This is a genomic window from Thalassovita sp. (assembly GCF_963691685.1).
GTDB lineage: Bacteria > Pseudomonadota > Alphaproteobacteria > Rhodobacterales > Rhodobacteraceae > Thalassobius.
Genome location: NZ_OY829290.1, coordinates 455440 through 472781, shown reverse-complemented (window position 1 = coordinate 472781; position 17342 = coordinate 455440). Strand labels below are relative to the sequence as shown.

14 protein-coding genes are annotated in these 17342 nt (G+C 59.9%); 3 read left to right on the top strand and 11 right to left on the bottom strand.

All coding sequences use genetic code 11. The features are described 5' to 3' along the window. Positions 1–47 precede the first annotated feature (47 nt). The 8 genes from ACORLH_RS02215 to ACORLH_RS02180 form a co-directional block, all read right to left on the bottom strand. Positions 48–1082, bottom strand: coding sequence for a TRAP transporter substrate-binding protein (locus ACORLH_RS02215; protein ID WP_321830983.1), 1035 nt, complete (start codon positions 1080–1082; stop codon positions 48–50). A gap of 89 nt (positions 1083–1171) precedes the next feature. Further along, on the bottom strand, positions 1172–1849 hold the full coding sequence (gene maiA, locus ACORLH_RS02210; protein ID WP_321830982.1) for a maleylacetoacetate isomerase: 678 nt from the start codon (positions 1847–1849) through the stop codon (positions 1172–1174). A 254-nt stretch (positions 1850–2103) separates the two neighbouring features. Next, a complete protein-coding gene (locus ACORLH_RS02205; protein ID WP_420719821.1) occupies positions 2104–3084 on the bottom strand; it encodes an ABC transporter substrate-binding protein in 981 nt (326 codons plus the stop codon). A 69-nt stretch (positions 3085–3153) separates the two neighbouring features. Beyond that, positions 3154–3993: an ABC transporter permease gene (locus tag ACORLH_RS02200; RefSeq protein ID WP_321830980.1), complete on the bottom strand. Its 840-nt coding sequence runs from the start codon at positions 3991–3993 to the stop codon at positions 3154–3156. Then, positions 3990–4865, bottom strand: a complete 876-nt coding sequence (locus ACORLH_RS02195; protein WP_321830979.1) for an ABC transporter permease — start codon at positions 4863–4865, stop codon at positions 3990–3992. The genes ACORLH_RS02200 and ACORLH_RS02195 overlap by 4 nt, the downstream gene beginning before the upstream one ends. A 240-nt stretch (positions 4866–5105) precedes the next feature. Then, positions 5106–5888 carry an ABC transporter ATP-binding protein gene (locus ACORLH_RS02190; protein ID WP_058245190.1) on the bottom strand — a complete coding sequence of 261 codons (783 nt, stop codon included), beginning with the start codon at positions 5886–5888 and terminating at the stop codon, positions 5106–5108. A 96-nt stretch (positions 5889–5984) separates the two neighbouring features. Next, positions 5985–7448 (bottom strand): dihydropyrimidinase, encoded by a 1464-nt coding sequence (gene hydA, locus ACORLH_RS02185; protein ID WP_058245191.1) that lies wholly within the window; start codon positions 7446–7448, stop codon positions 5985–5987. Between the two features lie 86 nt (positions 7449–7534). Next, a complete protein-coding gene (locus tag ACORLH_RS02180; RefSeq protein ID WP_321830978.1) occupies positions 7535–8785 on the bottom strand; it encodes a Zn-dependent hydrolase in 1251 nt (416 codons plus the stop codon). 233 nt (positions 8786–9018) lie between these two features. Here ACORLH_RS02180 and ACORLH_RS02175 point away from each other — a divergent pair, with 233 nt between their 5' ends. Continuing rightward, on the top strand, positions 9019–9705 hold the full coding sequence (locus ACORLH_RS02175) for a TetR family transcriptional regulator C-terminal domain-containing protein (protein ID WP_321830977.1): 687 nt from the start codon (positions 9019–9021) through the stop codon (positions 9703–9705). 147 nt (positions 9706–9852) lie between these two features. On the opposite strand, the gene preA is transcribed toward ACORLH_RS02175, so the two are convergent. Together preA and ACORLH_RS02165 are read right to left on the bottom strand one after the other, a co-directional pair. After that, a complete protein-coding gene (preA, locus tag ACORLH_RS02170; RefSeq protein WP_321830976.1) occupies positions 9853–11160 on the bottom strand; it encodes an NAD-dependent dihydropyrimidine dehydrogenase subunit PreA in 1308 nt (435 codons plus the stop codon). Between the two features lie 18 nt (positions 11161–11178). Continuing rightward, on the bottom strand, positions 11179–12501 hold the full coding sequence (locus tag ACORLH_RS02165; RefSeq protein WP_321830975.1) for an NAD(P)-dependent oxidoreductase: 1323 nt from the start codon (positions 12499–12501) through the stop codon (positions 11179–11181). 253 nt (positions 12502–12754) lie between these two features. Here ACORLH_RS02165 and ACORLH_RS02160 point away from each other — a divergent pair, with 253 nt between their 5' ends. Next, the gene (locus ACORLH_RS02160; RefSeq protein ID WP_321830974.1) at positions 12755–15967 is read left to right on the top strand and encodes a reductive dehalogenase; all 3213 of its coding nucleotides are present in this window, start codon (positions 12755–12757) and stop codon (positions 15965–15967) included. A gap of 84 nt (positions 15968–16051) precedes the next feature. Next, positions 16052–16597 (top strand): TetR/AcrR family transcriptional regulator, encoded by a 546-nt coding sequence (locus ACORLH_RS02155; RefSeq protein ID WP_321830973.1) that lies wholly within the window; start codon positions 16052–16054, stop codon positions 16595–16597. A gap of 21 nt (positions 16598–16618) precedes the next feature. Here ACORLH_RS02155 and recO read toward each other — a convergent pair whose 3' ends face one another. After that, positions 16619–17338, bottom strand: a complete 720-nt coding sequence (recO, locus tag ACORLH_RS02150) for a DNA repair protein RecO (RefSeq protein WP_321830972.1) — start codon at positions 17336–17338, stop codon at positions 16619–16621. Positions 17339–17342: the final 4 nt, after the last annotated feature.

The following is a 17342-nucleotide window of genomic DNA, read 5'->3' as shown; positions in this document are numbered from 1 at the left end:
GGCCACGGCGTCACCGCCGCGGCCCATCGTTAAGATCCCGTCCGGGATTACATGCTGTGCTGTTTGATCAGCGCTTTGGCCTGATCCAGCAGCGCCTGACCGTCAAAGCCCTTGCCGTTCATTTCAGCGACCCAGTCGGCCTCTTCATTGGCGGCGGCGGCTTTCCATTCAGCAACCTGATCGTCGGACAGTTCGATGATGTTGTTGCCACGCTCCATCGCCTGTTTCAGGCCCGGCTCATCATAAGCCTGCATGGTTTTACCAGCCCAAGCCGAAGTGTCGGCGCCCGAGTTGGCATCGATCACGGCCTTCAGATCATCCGGCAGCGCCATGTACTTCTCTTTGTTCATCGCAAAGATGAAGGTGGTGGTGTAGAGCGAGCTGTCACCGAAGGAGGTGTGGTTTTCCACCAGTTCCGGTACTTTCAGGGCGCCGGTCACTTCCCACGGAATAACAGTTGCGTCGATCACACCTTTCGACAGCGCCTCAGGCACGGCCGGAACCGGCATGCCCACCGGGGTGGCGCCCAGCGACGAGAACATCTTGTTGGTCACGCGGGTCGGGGCGCGCAGTTTCACACCGTTCAGATCCGACACCGAGGTGATCGGCTCTTTCGAGTGGATCAGGCCCGGGCCGTGAACCCACAGCGCGATGATCTTGAAGGGGGCATATTCCTTGTCCAGCATGTTGGCTTCGGCATATTCCCAATAGGCGCGGCTGGTGGCTTCGGCATTGGTCATCATGAAGGGCAGTTCGAACACTTCGGCCTGCGGGAAACGACCCGGCGAATAGCCACCAACGGTCCAAACGATGTCTGCCACACCGTCCTGTACCTGACCGATCAGCTCAGGCGGGGTGCCGCCCAGCTGCATGGCGGGATAGCGTGCAATTTCGATACGACCGTTGGAGTCGGCTTCGACCTTGTCAGCCCAGACATCCAGAATGTGCTTTGGCACGTTGGCCTGCGCCGGCAGGAACTGGTGCAGGTTCAGCGTCACCTCAGCGGCAAAAGCCGTTGCGGCTGTGCCCATCAGTACAGCGGCGGTTGCCGCACCACGCAGAGCGTTTTTCAAAATGGTCATGTCTTTCCTCCCATGGACCGTCTTCGTTGCCCCGCATGCGCGGGATGTGATGAGCGCCCGCCCCTCCTCGGGCGAACGCGGCACCCTTTTCAGGGCTCAAAGTCCGGCTGCTTGGCCGGGTGGGCCGCAGCAAAGGCCGACAGGTCTGCGCAAGCGTTGCAGACCTCCCGCACCCGGTGCAGCCCGGAAATATCAACGCCGAACCGTTCGGCGGAAAACACTTGCGGCACCAGACAAATATCGGCCAGCCCCGGCGTATCGCCGAAACAGAACCGACTGTCTGTACCTTCTTCCTGCAGCAGCGCCTCACAGGCGGTGAGCCCGTCACCAATCCAGCGGTGCAGCCAGTCCATGACCGCCGCCTCATCCGCGCCCAAGGGGCCCTTCAGGTGCTGCAGGACACGCAGGTTTTGCAGCGGATGGATTTCACAGGCGATGGACTGGGCAAAGCCACGCACCTTGGCGCGTTGATCCAGATCCTGCGGCAAGAGCGGCACCTCCGGGTGACGTTCATCCAGCCATTCCAGGATCGCAAGCGACTGACGCAGCACTGTGCCCTCAGGGGTCACCAGAACCGGCAGCAGCTGTTGCGGGTTCAGCGCAGCAAACGCGGCCTCTTTCTGGGCGCCGTTTTTCAGGTGAACCGGCTCAAAGGTGTAGTCGAGACCCTTCAGGTTGAAGGCGATGCGGCAGCGGTAGGAAGACGACGAACGGAAGTAGCCGTAGAACTTCGGCCCCTCTTCCAGTTTGATCGCTTCGTTTTGCATAACCGTCCTCCCCGACAAGTAATGCACATGTTAACTACATTCTGTTTTGACTGGCAACATTTTCATAAGATTCATTGACCATGTCAATTAAATCAAAACCAACCCTACGGTCAGCTTTGCTTGAAAGTAAAAGAAAAGGCAAGCATTTATGGTGAAATTTGGAACTTTGTTTGCCGACAAAAAAATGGGCCGCCCACTGGGGCAGCCCATCATTGTCCCTGAATTCTCAGAGAATCACTGATCAAACCATCTGATTAGTTCAGCGCCTTGTCGGTGATCGCATGGGTCCAAGCGCCCTCAGGCTTCTTGGTGATGACCGGGTCCGAGCCACCCGACATCAGCGACATAACCGTGCGCTCATAGTCGGCCGGATCCAGCGCGCCGTTGCTGCCTGCGGTCAGCTTGGCGATCTCACCCATCATGCGGATCTGGTGCTCTTCGGTCTGTGCGCCCGAGGCATCGTTGTCCAGCACGATCATCGCAGCCTCTTCGGCGTTCTCTTCGGCCCATTTCCAGCCCTTCATCGAAGCACGTACAAAACGCACCATCTTATCTTCAAAGGCCGGGTCTTTCAGGTTCTCTTCCAGCACATACATGCCGTCTTCCAGCGTGGCGACGCCCTGATCTTCATATTTGAACACCACCAGATCGTCGGGACTCAGACCCGCGTCGATGATCTGCCAGTATTCGTTGTAGGTCATGGTCGACACACAGGCCGCCTGACCCTGCAGGATCGGATCCACGTTGAAGCCCTGCTTCAGCACGGTCACGCCACCATCGCCACCTTCGGTCGACAGGCCCAGTTTGCTCATCCAGCTGAGGAAGGGATATTCGTTGCCGAAGAACCAGACACCCAGGGTCTTGCCGGCAAAATCTTCGGGGCCCGACACGCCTGCATCTTTGCGGCAGGTCAGCATCATGCCCGAGGATTTGAACGGCTGGGCGATGTTGACCAGCGACAGACCCTTTTCACGGCTGGCCAGCGCCGACGGCATCCAGTCCAGCACAACGTCTGCACCGCCCCCCGCGATCACCTGCGCCGGGGCAATGTCCGGGCCGCCGGGTTTGATGGTCACGTTCAGGTCTTCTTCGGCGTAGAAGCCCTTGTCCAGCGCCACGTAGTAGCCCGCGAACTGCGCCTGGGTCACCCACTTCAGCTGCAGGGTCACATCATCTGCGGCCTGCGCCATACCGGCCCAGAGGCCCAGCGCAGCCGCGCCCAGCGATTTCACCATGGTTTTCATCTCATACACTCCTTGTTTTATTCCCTTGTTGGATTTTGGCTGCGTTGATTTTTAGTTGCGTCAGCCACGTTGCGACGGGTGCCAGAAGGTCATTGCCTTTTCCAGCAAAGCAACCCCGCCGTAGAAAGCCGAACCAACGATCGCGGCAACCACGATCTCGGCCCAGACAAGATCCAGCGCCAGTTGCCCGACACTGGTTGAGATACGGAACCCCATGCCCCTGATGGGGGATCCGAAGAACTCTGCCACGATGGCACCGATCAGCGCCAAGGTGGTAGTGATTTTTAGCCCGTTGAAGATGAAAGGCATCGCCGCAGGCAGCCGCAGCTTCAGCAGGGTCTGCCCATAGCTGGAGGCATAGGTCCGCATCAGATCCCGCTGCATCTTGTCGGTGGCCTGCAGCCCCTCAACCGTGTTCACCAGCATCGGGAAAAAGACCATGACAACCACAACCGCCGCCTTGGACTGCCAATCAAAGCCGAACCACATAACCAGGATGGGTGCCATGCCCACAATCGGCAAGGCCGCCACGAAGTTGCCCACCGGCAAAAGCCCGCGCTGCAGGAACGGGAAACGGTCGATCACAATGGCAATCAGGAAGGCCGAACCACAGCCCAGCACATAGCCCGACAAGGCGCCCTTGATCACGGTCTGCACAAAATCCTGCCACAGGATATGGGTCGACTGCGCAAAGGTCACCGCAATAACCGATGGCGCCGGCAACAGCACCGGTGACACTTCAAAGCCGCGCACCACGGCCTCCCAGATCAGGATAACGGTCACCCCAAAGATCACCGGCACCGCCAGTGAGGTGAAGCGGGATTTCGGCTGGGCGGCCAGCCACACATTGGCCCGCCAGCCGATCAGCCAGCTGATAAATCCAAAGGCAATCCACATCATTGCGCCATCCCCATCTTCTTCAGGGTCATCCGTTGGATCAGACCAATGAGCGCCACCAGCGCCGCCGCCAAAGCCGCCGCCATGATCAGCGCACTCCAGATCTGGATGGTCTGACCATAATAGCTGCCCGCCAGCAGACGCGCGCCAAGGCCGGCAACCGCCCCGGTGGGCAATTCACCCACGATGGCCCCGACAAGCGACGCCGCCATCGCCACCTTGAGCGAGGCAAAAAGGAACGGCATCGAGGAGGGTAGACGCAGACGCCAGAACTCCTGCCCTGAGGTCGCATTCCAAGTCCGCATCTGATCCAGCTGCATCTGATCAGGGCTGCGCAGCCCTTTCACCATGCCAACCACAACCGGGAAGAAGGACAGATACATCGAAATCATCGCTTTCGGCAGCAGACCGGAAATGCCCACCGCATTCAGCACCACAATGATCATCGGCGCCACCGCCAGGATCGGAATGGTCTGACTGGCAATGACCCAGGGCATCACACTCATGTCCATCACGCGGTTGTAGACAATGCCGATCGCCAGCAGAATGCCGAAGCCCGTGCCCATGACAAAGCCCAGCATAGTAGCCGAGAGCGTGATCCAGCTGTGATAAATCAACGACCGCTTGGAAAAGGCGCGCCCCTTAGCGACCATCTCCCCAGTGGTTTTCCAGATCTCTGCCACCACCTGATGCGGCGCGGGCAGCTTGGGCTTTTTCTGGCTCCATGTGTCTGCGACAAGTTCGGTGAAGCTCAGCTCCACATTGTTGCGCTTGGCCTGATCCTTGGCCCAGGGCGTGTTCAGCGCCACCGCTGCGCCATACCAGATCACAAAAATCGCGGCGACCACGGTGAAAATTGGAAGGAGGGATCTCATGCCACGCCCCCCTGCGCTTTCAATGATCCCCAAATACTCAAACCGCCTGCCCAGCCGCGTGCACAGGTTTTTGAGTAATTTAAGATCATTGAAAGGAATTGGTGGTTAACTGCGGCCACGGTACAGGCTGGAGAGCCGATGACCGTGATCGTTGAAAGGGCCCGCCCCCTTAACCCAAAGGCGGGGCGATGGTGCAGTGGGGGACGCCCCGCTGCGCCGCGTCGCGTTAGGTTCTGCGGATCAATCATAGGCATGCCCCGCGCGCAAACCGTCACGCACCCGGTGCGCGATTTCCAGGAACTCCGGCGTGTCACGGATGTCGAGCGGACGCTCTTTTGGCAGGGTGCTTTCGATCACATCGGTGATCCGGCCCGGCCGCGGGCTCATCACCACGATCTTGGTCGAGAGGTACACCGCCTCAGGGATCGAGTGGGTGACAAAGCCGATGGTTTTGTTGGTGCGCGCCCAGAGTTTCAGCAGCTGTTCATTGAGGTGATCGCGCACGATCTCATCCAAGGCGCCGAAAGGTTCATCCATCAGCAGAATATCAGCATCAAAGGCCAGCGCCCGCGCGATTGAGGCGCGCTGCTGCATACCGCCGGACAGTTGCCAGGGAAACTTCTTCTCAAAGCCTTCCAGCTCCACCAGTTCCAGCACCCGGGCAATGCGGTCCTGCTGATCCTGTTTCGAATAACCCATGATTTCCAGCGGCAGGCTGATGTTGCCGCCAATGGTGCGCCAGGGGTAAAGGCCCGCGTGTTGGAACACATAGCCATAGGCGCGGGCTTTGCGGGCCTCTTCAGCACTGACGCCGTTTACGGTGATGCTGCCTGCTGTGGGGTGTTCCAGATCGGCCATGCAGCGCAAGAATGTGGTCTTGCCGCAGCCCGACGGGCCGATAAAGCTGACAAAGTCCCCTTTGTGGATGTCCAGATCGACATCTTTCAAAGCATGCACGGGTCCATCATTGGTCTCAAATGTCAGCGACAGATTCTTCGCGCTGATCACGGTGGTATTGGTCACGTCCCTGTGTCTCCGTTATTGCGCTTGAACTGCGCAATTATTTTACCTTTTGGTCAATAACGAACGCCCCGAACACGGGTCCGGGGCGTCGCCAATTCAGATACCTGCTGGAATATTAAGCGGATCGCGGTTGATCTGCTTCGGAGCGGTCAGTTCCTTCCACTTCGACAGCGCCACGGCGGCCGAATTGAAGGCCGGACGCGGCACAAAGCGGCCCCGGCCCGGCTGCGGCTGGCTGTTCTGGCCCCAGGCCCAGATGACCTCGCCGCGGCTGAGGGTGTAACGCGCCTGCGCTTTGACCTGGAAATCCTCAAACACGTTGTAATCCAGCACCGAATGGTGGTTCGACGCCGAGATGGTTTTGGAAATCTTTGGATCCCACACCACGATGTCAGCATCCGCACCTTCCACAATCGCCCCTTTCTTGGGATAGATGTTGAGGATCTTCGCCACATTGGTTGAGGTGGCCGCGACAAATTCATTTGGGGTCAGACGGCCGGTTTCCACCCCTTCGGTCCAGAGCACCGCCAGACGTTCCTCCAACCCGTTGGAACCATTGGGGATCAGGCAGAAGTTATCTTTGCCCATCAGCTTCTGCTCGGAGGTGAAGGCTGCATGATCGGTGGCCACCACCTGCAGGCTGCCCGATTGCAGACCGGCCCAGAGGCTGTCCTGATGTGCCTTATTGCGGAACGGCGGTGACATCACCCGGCGCGCCGAATGCATCCAGTCACCTTTGAAATACTCGCTTTCATCCAGGGTCAAGAACTGGATCAGCGGTTCCCCATAAACGCGCATACCCTTCTGGCGGGCACGGCGGATCGCCTCATGCGCCTGCTCACAGCTGACATGCACGATATAAAGCGGGGTGCCAGCTGCATCCGCGATGGTGATCGCGCGGTTGGCGGCCTCCCCTTCAAATTCAGGCGGGCGCGAATAGGCGTGACCTTCGGGACCGGTGATGCCCTTGGCCAGCATCTCTTCCTGCAGATCGGCCACCAGGTCGCCGTTTTCGGCATGCACCATCGGCAGCGCACCCAGTTCCTTGCAGCGCTTGAAGGATGCGTACATCTCATCGTCCTCAATCATCAGCGCGCCCTTATAGGCCATGAAGTGTTTGAACGAGTTGACGCCCATATCGACGGCGTCTTTCATCTCGTCAAAGATGGTCTCATTCCAGCCGGTGATCGCCATGTGATAGCCGATGTCGGCACAGATCTGCGGCGCCGACTTGCGGTGCCATTCATTGATCGCGTTTTTGATCGAGCCGTCTTCACCCGGCAGGCAGAAATCAACCAACATGGTGGTGCCGCCCGTGGCCGCCGCCCAGGTGCCGCTTTCAAAGGTCTCGGCCGCGGTGGTGCCCATGAAGGGCATCTCCAGGTGGGTGTGCGGATCAATCCCGCCGGGGATCACATAGGCGCCTTCAGCGTCGATATATTCATCGCCTTTCAGATCTTCGCCGATCTGTTTGATCACCTCGCCCTCGATCAGCACATCGGCCTTCCAGGTGCGGTCGGCGGTGCAAACCATGCCACCTTTGATCACTTTGGTTGTCATTGTCTTTCTCCCTGAAACTGCCCCGGTGTCTTTGTTTTTTAGGTATCCCGGGGGGTCGGGGGCGTGGCCCCCGATATGTTATCTGATCACTCAACCACCTGTGCGGTTTCCAAAACGGCATGCAGCAGCACATCGGTGCCAGCAGCGGCCCAGTCTTTGCTGATCTCCTCGGCCTCATTGTGGCTGAGGCCATCGACACAGGGGCACATGATCATCGCGGTTGGGGCCACATCATTGACCCAGCAGGCATCGTGGCCGGCGCCGGACACGATATCCATATGACTATAGCCCAGACGTTCCGCCGCATCGCGCACGGCGTTGACGCAGCCCTCATCAAAGGCGGGCGGATCAAACTGGCCGACGATCTCCCACTCCAGCCCAACCTCAATCTCCTCGCAGAGCTTCGGCGCTTTTTCAGCAAACTCTGCCAGCATCGCATCGATCACCTCTTGCAGGTGCGAGCGGAAATCGATGGTAAAGACCACCTTGCCCGGGATGATGTTGCGCGAGTTCGGATAGACATCCACATGGCCAATCGCGCCCACCGCATTGGGCTGATGTTTCATCGCAATCTCATGCACCAGCTCGGTGATGCGGGCCAGACCACGGCCTGCGTTCTTGCGCATCGGCATCGGGGTGGAGCCTGTGTGGCTTTCCTTGCCGGTCACGGTGCATTCGATCCAGCGCAGGCCCTGACCGTGGGTCACAACCCCGATGTCTTTGCCCTCAGCCTCCAGAATCGGGCCCTGTTCGATGTGCAGCTCAAACATCGCGTGCATCTTGCGCGCGCCGACCTCTTCATCACCGATCCAGCCGATCCGCGCGATCTCATCCCCGAAGCGTTTGCCTTCGGCGTCCACACGGTCATAGGCCCAATCCTGGGTATGACGACCTGTGAACACGCCCGAGGCCAGCATCGCCGGGGCAAAACGGGTGCCCTCTTCATTGGTCCAGTTGGTCACGACAATGGGGTGTTTTGTTTTGATGCCCAGATCGTTCATCGTGCGGATCACTTCCAGCCCGCCCAGAACCCCCAAAACACCATCGTATTTGCCACCCGTCGGCTGGGTGTCCAGATGGCTGCCCATATAAACCGGCAGCGCCTCAGGGTCGGTGCCGGCGCGGGTGGCAAACATATTGCCCATCGTGTCCACGCCCATGCTCATACCCGCTGCATCACACCACTGCTGAAACAGCGCGCGACCCTCGGCATCCTCATCGGTCAGGGTCTGGCGATTGTTGCCCCCGGCAATCCCGGGACCAATTTTGGCCATTTCCATCAGACTGTCCCAAAGACGGTCGCCATTGATTTTCAGATTTTCACCCGGCGCGGACATGCCGATCTCCCTCTCCAGTGGTCGTGAGAGGGCGTGCCGCTGACTGCTCTAGCCCTGTCCCGGACCTTCTTCTGGCTGGAGAGCGGCGCCCTCTTGCTGCTTTTTTACCATTTGGTAAAGTGACGATTGCGAACGCAGGGGCACCTGTCAAGAAAACTCTTTCATTGGCGCCGCTGCAATGGCCAAGTTATCAGACCGCGATGTTTTTCGTGGCACCGCATTCAGAGGTCCGCATGACGCAAAGTGATACCGCCCAAGATCAGGCCCAAGATCAAGCTCAGGAAACCGCCAAGGAAACGGCGCAAACGCCCCCCGCTGAGAAAAAGCTCAGCCGGATTCAGCTGCGCAACCGCAAACGGATCATCGAGGCCGCGCTTGAGGTTTTTGCCCAGCATGGCTACCGCGGCGCAACGCTGGACCAGATCGCCAAAACCGCCGGATTGTCCAAACCCAACATCCTTTATTACTTCGATGGCAAAGAAGCGATCCATGTGACCCTGCTGAACCAGCTGATGGAAACCTGGCTGGACCCATTGGCCGAGATGGATCCCAATGGCGACCCGCTGGAAGAGGTCATGGCCTATATTCACCGCAAGGTGCAGATGAGCCGGGAATATCCGCGTGAATCCCGCCTGTTTGCCAATGAGATCCTACAAGGCGCGCCCCGGATGAAACCGCATCTGATCAGCGGGCTTAAACCCCTGGTGGATGAAAAGACCGAAGTGCTGCGCACCTGGATGCAGGCCGGCCAGCTGGCCACGGTTGATCCGCGCCACCTTCTGTATTCAATCTGGGCAACAACCCAGCACTATGCAGACTTTGAGGTGCAGATCGGTGTCCTCAGCCCCGATGAACGTGACCCGATCGACGGCGCCGATGCCTATCTGGACACGATGTTCCGCAAATTGCTGACGCCGTAAACCACATCGAATACCGCGGCGCGGCAGCGGCCGTACCACCTGCGCCTTTCAATGATCCTCAAATACTCAAATGCCAAACATTGAAAAAGCGCCCCAGCTTTCGGCCAGGGCGCTTTTCATTGGCTTCAGGTACCTAGAACAACTGCCTTATTCAGCCGCCTCAAAGTTAGAGGGGTTGTTCGGATGCTGCGTCCAGTTGCCGTATTCTTCCGGCACTTTTTCACCAGTGCGCTCATCCAACTGACCGGCAGCGACCTGCTCCATCGTGATGCAGTTCTCGATCGGGCAGACATTGACGCAGAGGTTACAGGCAACGCATTCGTCATCCTTCACCGTGAACACCCGATCCTCAGACATCTCGATCGCCTGATGGCTGGTGTCCTCACAGGCCGCAAAGCAGCGGCCGCAGCTGATGCAGGCGTCTTGGTCGATCTTGGCCTTGGTTACATAGTTCAGGTTCAGATACTGCCAGTCGGTGACATTGGGCACCGCGCGGCCAACCAGCTCGCTGGTTGAGGTCATGCCTTTGCGATCCATGTAATCGCTGAGGCCTGAGATCATCTCCTGCACCACTTTGAACCCATAGGTCATCGCGGCGGTACAGACCTGCACATTGCCCGCCCCCAGCGCCATGAACTCGGCCGCATCGCGCCAGGTGGTCACGCCACCAATGCCCGAAATCGGCAGGTTTGCGGTTTCCGGGCTGCGGGCGATTTCCGCCACCATGTTCAGCGCAATCGGTTTCACCGCCGGGCCGCAATAACCGCCGTGGGTGCCTTTGCCGTCAATCGTTGGCTCCGGTGCAAAATCATCCAGATCGACCGAGGTGATCGAGTTGATCGTGTTGATCAGGCTGACCGCATCAGCGCCGCCGCGCAGGGCGGCTTCGGCCGGTTTGCGCACATCGGTGATGTTCGGGGTTAGCTTCACGATGCAGGGCATCTTGGAATACTGTTTGACCCAGGAGGTCACCATTTCGATGTATTCCGGCACCTGCCCCACGGCAGAGCCCATACCCCGTTCGGCCATACCATGTGGGCAGCCAAAGTTCAGCTCCACCCCATCTGCACCGGTATCTTCGATACGGTACAGGATATCGCGCCAGCTCTCCTCATCGCAGGGCACCATCAGTGAGATGATGACCGCGCGATCAGGATAGTCGCGCTTCACCGATTTGATTTCGCGCAGGTTGGTTTCCAGCGGACGGTCGGTGATCAACTCAATATTGTTGAGCCCCAGGAGGCGACGGTCAGCGCCCCAGATCGCGCCATAGCGCGGGCCGTTGACGTTAACCACCGGCGGGCCCTCGGAGCCCAGGGTTTTCCAGACCACGCCGCCCCAGCCGGCCTCAAAGGCGCGGCGGACGTTGTATTCCTTGTCTGTCGGCGGCGCAGAGGCCAGCCAGAAAGGGTTTGGGGATTTGATCCCGATGAATTCGCTTGTGAGATCGGCCATTGTGCTATCTCCCTTTGCTTACGCCGACAGCGCGGCGTGAATGTCTTCGGCCGCATCGCGACCCTCGGCCACCGCGGTCACGGTCAGGTCATCACCGCCTGAGGCACAGTCCCCCCCAGCCCAGACCCCTGCCATGCTGGTACGCCCTGCGCCACTTACGGTGATCTTGCCACGCTCCACCGCGGGCAGGTCATCACCGCCCAACTGCTGACCGATGGCCTTGAACACCTGATCGGCAGCCAGACGTACCGTCTGACCTGTAGGTTTCAGATCATTGTCGGTGTATTCAAACTCGATCTCCTGCACCGCGCCATTTCCGATCACCGCTTTGGGCGAAGCATTGGTGATGATGCGCACACCTTTGGTGGCGGCCAGTTCCTGCTCAAACGCGGAGGCGTTCATGCGATCTTTGCCGCGGCGATAGACTAGGCTGACGTTCAAGGCGCCCAGCAGCTTGGCCTGCACGGCAGCATCCACAGCGGTCATGCCGCCGCCAATGACCACAACATCCCGGCCAATCGCCACCTGAGACAGGTCATCGGCCTGGCGCAGCTCGGCAATGAAATCGACCGCATCCAAAACGCCGTCTTTGTCCTCGCCCTCAACATTCAGCGCGTTTACACCGGCCAGACCGATGCCCAGGAACACCGCGTCATAATCGGCCTTCAGCTTCTCCAGTGACAGGCCGGCGCCCAAGCCTTTGCCGTGCTCCACGGTGATGCCCCCGATCTGCAGCAGCCAGTCGACCTCTTTTTCGGCGAAGTTATCGACCGACTTGTAGGCCGCGATGCCAAATTCATTGAGGCCACCGGATTTAGCGCGCGCATCATAGATGGTCACGTCATGGCCTTTGCTGGCCAAACGGTGCGCACAGCTGAGGCCCGCAGGACCCGCGCCCACAACAGCCACTTTCTTGCCCGTTGCGGCCGCACGGGTGAACGGATGCACGCCCGATGCCATCAAAGTATCGGTGGCGTAGCGCTGCAAATTGCCGATCTCCACCGGCTTGCCCTCAGCGGTTTCGCGCACACAGGCCTGTTCACACAGCGTTTCGGTGGGGCAGACACGGGCACACATGCCGCCCAGAATATTCTGCTCCAGAATGGTTTTGGCCGCCGCATCCGGGGTGCCGGTGGCGATTTGCCGGATAAACAAGGGAATATCGATATCTGTCGGACAGGCCGTCATACAGGGCGCGTCGTGACAGAAGTAACAACGATCCGCGGCGACAAGCGCCTCGTGATCGTCAAGCGGGGGATGCAAGTCCGAGAAATTCTCGAACAGGTCCTCCGCAGGGAGCCGTCCAGAAACAATGCCTGGCGTCAGCGCGTTTGAAGTCATGAATACCTCCACTGAGCTTGGTTTTGTCTTCTTTTTTGCAATCACTCTGCACCCTTTTTGTTTTTTTCCAAATGGTAAAATTTAAGCAGTTGAAAAAAACTTGCCTGGCGCCGACGGGCCGACCCTCCTCAGAGATGAGGATTTTCTGCGGTCTCCCCGCCCGATAGTGGCTGTCTTCCAAAGCCACCTGCCCGGAATGCCGCCCCATAAAATATTGGGCTCTCGGGCCGCCAGCATGAAGGAACCGCCGTCAATGGGATTGCGCTTTTTCTCGGACAAATCACGACCGGTCCATCTGGGCCCTTACCCGATGGAAAATCTGCGCCGCCAAACGGAGCTGCCTGATCTTTCAGCACTTCCCGCCTGGTCCCCTGTCAGCTTCCGCCGCCCCGATGCGCCTGAAAGCATCGTCAACGCGATGGGCGAATATCAGGCCATGCTGGATGCGATCCGCGACGGGGGTGTGAACCGGCTGCAGTCCGACATCCCCGCCGACCTGGAAGAGCGCGCCAATCATCTGAAATCATTCGGCTATTTCAGTGACGCCAGCATGGTCGGCATCTGCCGTCTGCCCCAGGCCGCGCGGCTGGAGGCACCGGTTCTGAACCCCGATATTCAGCGTCTGGCTGAGGCGCTGAAAACCCGGCAGACGAAGACGCTGGCCTCGGGCATCGACATGATCATGGCCGAGCTGAAAGAGGCCATGGCCGCGCCGCCCTCGTCGATTGACGATCACGAATATGCGCTGGTCTTCCTCTATGAATACCCGCGCGATCCTGGCCCGACTGAGGCAGGCACGGACTGGATCAAAGATGCCCAGGCGCAACGCGCCTGCCTGCGTGCCAATGAAACCGCGGCGGTGCTGGCCAACTACATCCGCTTGCTAGGCTGGGGCGCCAAAGCGCATTCCGGTGGCTCCTCTGACGTAGATTTGAACCACCTCGCCGTGGCCGCAGGTCTGGCCAGTTTCGAAGGCGGCGAACTGGTTGCGCCCTGGGTTGGCCCCCGATTCGGGCTGGCGGCGGTGACCTGCACCCTGCCGGTTGCCACCGATCAGCCGCTGGCGCCGATGGTGCAGCAACCGTGGAAGGCCACCAATGGCCCCGCCTGGTGGCTGGGCACCAACAGTTCCAAATCCGCCCTCAACCGCGATCCCTTTGCCAAACGTCGTTTTGCCGATGGCGGCCATCCCTTTGAACGGCTGAAACGGGTGGAGGACCCCACCACCTATATCGATGAACCCAATGTGGCCCGGGTGCCCAAACGGGCCGATATGTTTGCCCGCGCCCTTTTCGGTGACATGGGCAAACACGTGCAGGAGGCCACTAAAAACGGCCACTACGTGCGCAAGTCCGCGCCCAGCTTTGCCCAACGCCGCGCGCTGGGTGCCTTTGTGGTGATCCAGAACGGCGACCCGAACCCGGCCGGGTCCCATCCCGCTGATCCCATGATCAACGCTTTGAACATCAAGGCCACCAGCTACTTCCTTGGCGCCGATGCCGTTGGCCTCAGCCGTTGCCCCGATTGGGCCTGGTACAGCCACGATGCCGCCGGGGAAGAGATCACGCCGCGCCACGACAACGCCATTTCGATGATCATCGATCAGGGCCGCGAAACGATGGAGGGCTCCTCAGGCGATGACTGGATCGCGGTGGCGCAGTCAATGCGCGCCTACCTGCGGTTCTCGCTGCTGGGGGGGGTGATTGCCCAGCAGATCCGCAACCTGGGTTATTCCGCCAAGGCCCACACGGTGATGGACGGCGAAGTGCTGCAGCCGCCCCTGTTGCTGCTCAGCGGTCTGGGGGAGGTCAGCCGCATTGGTGAGGTGATCCTGAACCCCTATCTGGGGCCGCGTCTGAAATCCGGCGTGGTGACCACCGACATGCCGATGGCGCATGACAAACCGATCGATTTCGGCCTGCAGAAATTCTGCGAAAGCTGCAATAAGTGCGCGCGCGAATGCCCCTCTGGTGCGATCACCGCCGGGCCGAAGCTGATGTTCAACGGCTATGAGATCTGGAAATCCGACAGCCAGAAATGCGCCAGTTACCGGATCACCACACCGGGCGGCGCGATGTGTGGTCGCTGCATGAAAACCTGCCCCTGGAACCTGGAGGGCCTGTTTTCCGAGGCCCCATTCCGCTGGGCAGCCTCTAACATCCCCGCCGCCGCCCCGGTGCTGGCCAAGCTGGACGACAAGCTGGGCAACGGTGGCCTCAACGACGTCAAGAAATGGTGGTGGGATCTGGAGCTGTCAGATGACGGCGCCTATTACCCCAGCAAACACCCGCTGAACCGGCGCGACCTACAGACCGATCTGGACCTGAAGTATGAGGATCAGACACTTGCGGTCTACCCCGCCCCGCTGGCGCCGCCGCCCTGGCCCTACCCCTTCCCGATGGACCGCGAAGCAGGCATTGCCGCCTATGAGGCGATGATCCCGGCCGAAGAATACCGCGCCAAACTGGCCGCCGGCGATCTGAGCGTGGTGCACCGGTACGAGACCCCCACCGATGCCCCCGTGATCCGGGTAGAGGTCAGCAAGGTCGAAGCAATGACCGCCGATGTGACCAAATATGAGTTTGCCACGCTGGACGGCGCCCCGCTGCCGGATTGGACGGCAGGCGCCCATCTGGACGTGCTCGTCGCGCCCGAATTCCTGCGCCAATATTCGATGTCGGGCAACCCGTCCGAAACCGGCCGCTATCAGATCGGCGTCCTGCGCGAGGACGAAGGCCGCGGTGGCTCCGCTCTGCTGCACCGCATCTTTGAGGAAGGGCGCAAGGTCTTCATCTCCAAACCGATCAACCACTTCCCGCTGGTTGAAGAGGCCGAGAAGACCTTCCTCATGGGCGGCGGGATCGGCATCACGCCGATGATCGCCTTTGCCCACCGTCTGCATGACCTGGGCCGTGATTTTGCCCTGCACTACTCCTGCTCCAGCCGCGCCAATGCTGGATACCTGGAGGATCTCACCGCCATGCCATGGGCGGATAAGGTGCATTACCACTTCAGTGATGAAGGCACCCGCGCCGATCTGGATCAGGTGCTGTCGGGCTACCGCGAGGGCTGGCACGTCTACACCTGTGGCCCGGATCGCTTCATGGCCGGTGTGATGGAGGCCGCCGAACGCCAGGGCTTCCCCGAAGAGGGGCGGCATCTGGAATACTTCAACGTGCCCGAACAGCCCGAATACGAAAACCACCCCTTCACCCTGAAACTGCAAGACGGCCGCCGCCTTGAGGTGCCAGAGGACAAGACCGCCAGCGATGTGCTGATCGAAAACGGCGTGCATGTGGATGTGAAATGCGCCGATGGCATCTGCGGCGTGTGCAAATGTGGGCTGGTGGCCGGTGAGGTGGAACACCGCGATTTCGTCCTGTCAAACAAACAGCGCGAAACCGGGATCATCCTGTGCCAGTCCCGTGCGGCCGAACCGGGGGGTGAGATCGAAATCGACCTCTAGGCTCAGCACCCACCTTCTGTGACAAAATGCGCCCGGGGAAATTCTGCAGTTGCAAAATGAAATGCTGCAGCGTAGCATTTCCCCATGACCAGCAAACCGCGCCTTTCCAAAGCCGACTGGTTAAAAACCGGTTTCGCCGCCCTGACAGAGGACGGCCCCAACGCGTTGAAAGCCGAACCTCTGGCCCGACGCATGAAGACGACCAAGGGGTCCTTCTACTGGCACTTCGCGGATGTTCCGGCCTATCAGGCCGCCATGCTGGACGTCTGGGAGGCTGAGGCGCTGACCGCGCTGACCACCGTCATCGAAGAAGAGCCGAACGCCATCGCCCGCCTGCGCCGCCTTGGCGCTGAGGTGACAAGCTATGACAGCGCCGTCTTAGCCGATGCCAATCCCGAACACGCCATGCGCGCCTGGGCCAAGGATGATCCCAAGGTGGCCGAACGGGTCGCCAAGGTGGATGGTCTGCGGCTGGATCTATTGGACGGCTTGTTGAAAGAATCAGGCATCTCAAACCCGGAATGGGCGCGGCTGATCCTTGCCGCCTCGGTCGGGCTGCGCGAATTGCCCGCCAATGACGATGTGGCGCCGATGGATTCGCTGATCGATCTGGTGATGTCGCTGCGCTGACCGCTTATCTTAGAGATCCATTTATCTAAGCAACCGATCAATAAACCGTTGCCGCGCTTCTGGCAGGGGCCGCCCCCGTGTGCCAGAGGCCAGCGATTTCTGTAGGAAATGTCCCGTTGTGCGCAGCCCCAGGGCCACCTCTTGCGGATCCGGGTCCAGCCCGCCCTTCAGCGCAAAGGGCAGCGGCAGCATCCGGTCTGCCCAGTCCCCCGCCCCTTCACGCGATACGGCACGGCCGGTTTTGGGCGACACGTAAATCAGGTCCTGCGTCTTGCCGGTCACCGCACATTCATCGAGGTCCAGACCGTAGCCCAGCTCCTCCAGCAGCGCGACTTCCCAACGCAGATAGGCCAGCGGCCACAGCTCTGTCTCATCCAGAATGTCAAACAGCGCCTCGGTGCGTTCATAAAGCGCCGGGTGCGGTTCACGTTCCGGCAGCGAATGCACCAGCAGCGCACAAACCGCATTCAACCCGGCCAGCGCCTGACGGTCCTGCATCACCATCGCCGCCCGGCTGCGCAGCGGCTCAACACTATAGCTGCCAATGTGATCTTCCAGCCGGGCGCGCCATTGCACATCCAGCTGGGCACCGGGCTGCAGAATGGGGGCAATCTTGCGGCTGGTGGCACCGCGCATCACACCGGCATGAATCCCATGCGTCGGGGTGAACACCTCAAGGATCGCTGAGGTCTCCCCGTGTTTGCGCACTGCCAGCAATATGCCCTGATCCCGCCACTCCATAAGG

What these genes read in the sequence shown, in the direction of transcription:
- ACORLH_RS02215 (WP_321830983.1), bottom strand. Translation starts at nt 1,082, where the DNA reads ATGACCATTTTGAAAAACGCTCTGCGTGGTGCGGCAACCGCCGCTGTA.
- maiA (WP_321830982.1), bottom strand. Translation starts at nt 1,849, where the DNA reads ATGCAAAACGAAGCGATCAAACTGGAAGAGGGGCCGAAGTTCTACGGC.
- ACORLH_RS02205 (WP_420719821.1), bottom strand. Translation starts at nt 3,084, where the DNA reads ATGGTGAAATCGCTGGGCGCGGCTGCGCTGGGCCTCTGGGCCGGTATG.
- ACORLH_RS02200 (WP_321830980.1), bottom strand. Translation starts at nt 3,993, where the DNA reads ATGATGTGGATTGCCTTTGGATTTATCAGCTGGCTGATCGGCTGGCGG.
- ACORLH_RS02195 (WP_321830979.1), bottom strand. Translation starts at nt 4,865, where the DNA reads ATGAGATCCCTCCTTCCAATTTTCACCGTGGTCGCCGCGATTTTTGTG.
- hydA (WP_058245191.1), bottom strand. Translation starts at nt 7,448, where the DNA reads ATGACAACCAAAGTGATCAAAGGTGGCATGGTTTGCACCGCCGACCGC.
- ACORLH_RS02180 (WP_321830978.1), bottom strand. Translation starts at nt 8,785, where the DNA reads ATGTCCGCGCCGGGTGAAAATCTGAAAATCAATGGCGACCGTCTTTGG.
- ACORLH_RS02175 (WP_321830977.1), top strand. Translation starts at nt 9,019, where the DNA reads ATGACGCAAAGTGATACCGCCCAAGATCAGGCCCAAGATCAAGCTCAG.
- preA (WP_321830976.1), bottom strand. Translation starts at nt 11,160, where the DNA reads ATGGCCGATCTCACAAGCGAATTCATCGGGATCAAATCCCCAAACCCT.
- ACORLH_RS02165 (WP_321830975.1), bottom strand. Translation starts at nt 12,501, where the DNA reads ATGACTTCAAACGCGCTGACGCCAGGCATTGTTTCTGGACGGCTCCCT.
- ACORLH_RS02160 (WP_321830974.1), top strand. Translation starts at nt 12,755, where the DNA reads ATGGGATTGCGCTTTTTCTCGGACAAATCACGACCGGTCCATCTGGGC.
- ACORLH_RS02155 (WP_321830973.1), top strand. Translation starts at nt 16,052, where the DNA reads ATGACCAGCAAACCGCGCCTTTCCAAAGCCGACTGGTTAAAAACCGGT.
- recO (WP_321830972.1), bottom strand. Translation starts at nt 17,338, where the DNA reads ATGGAGTGGCGGGATCAGGGCATATTGCTGGCAGTGCGCAAACACGGG.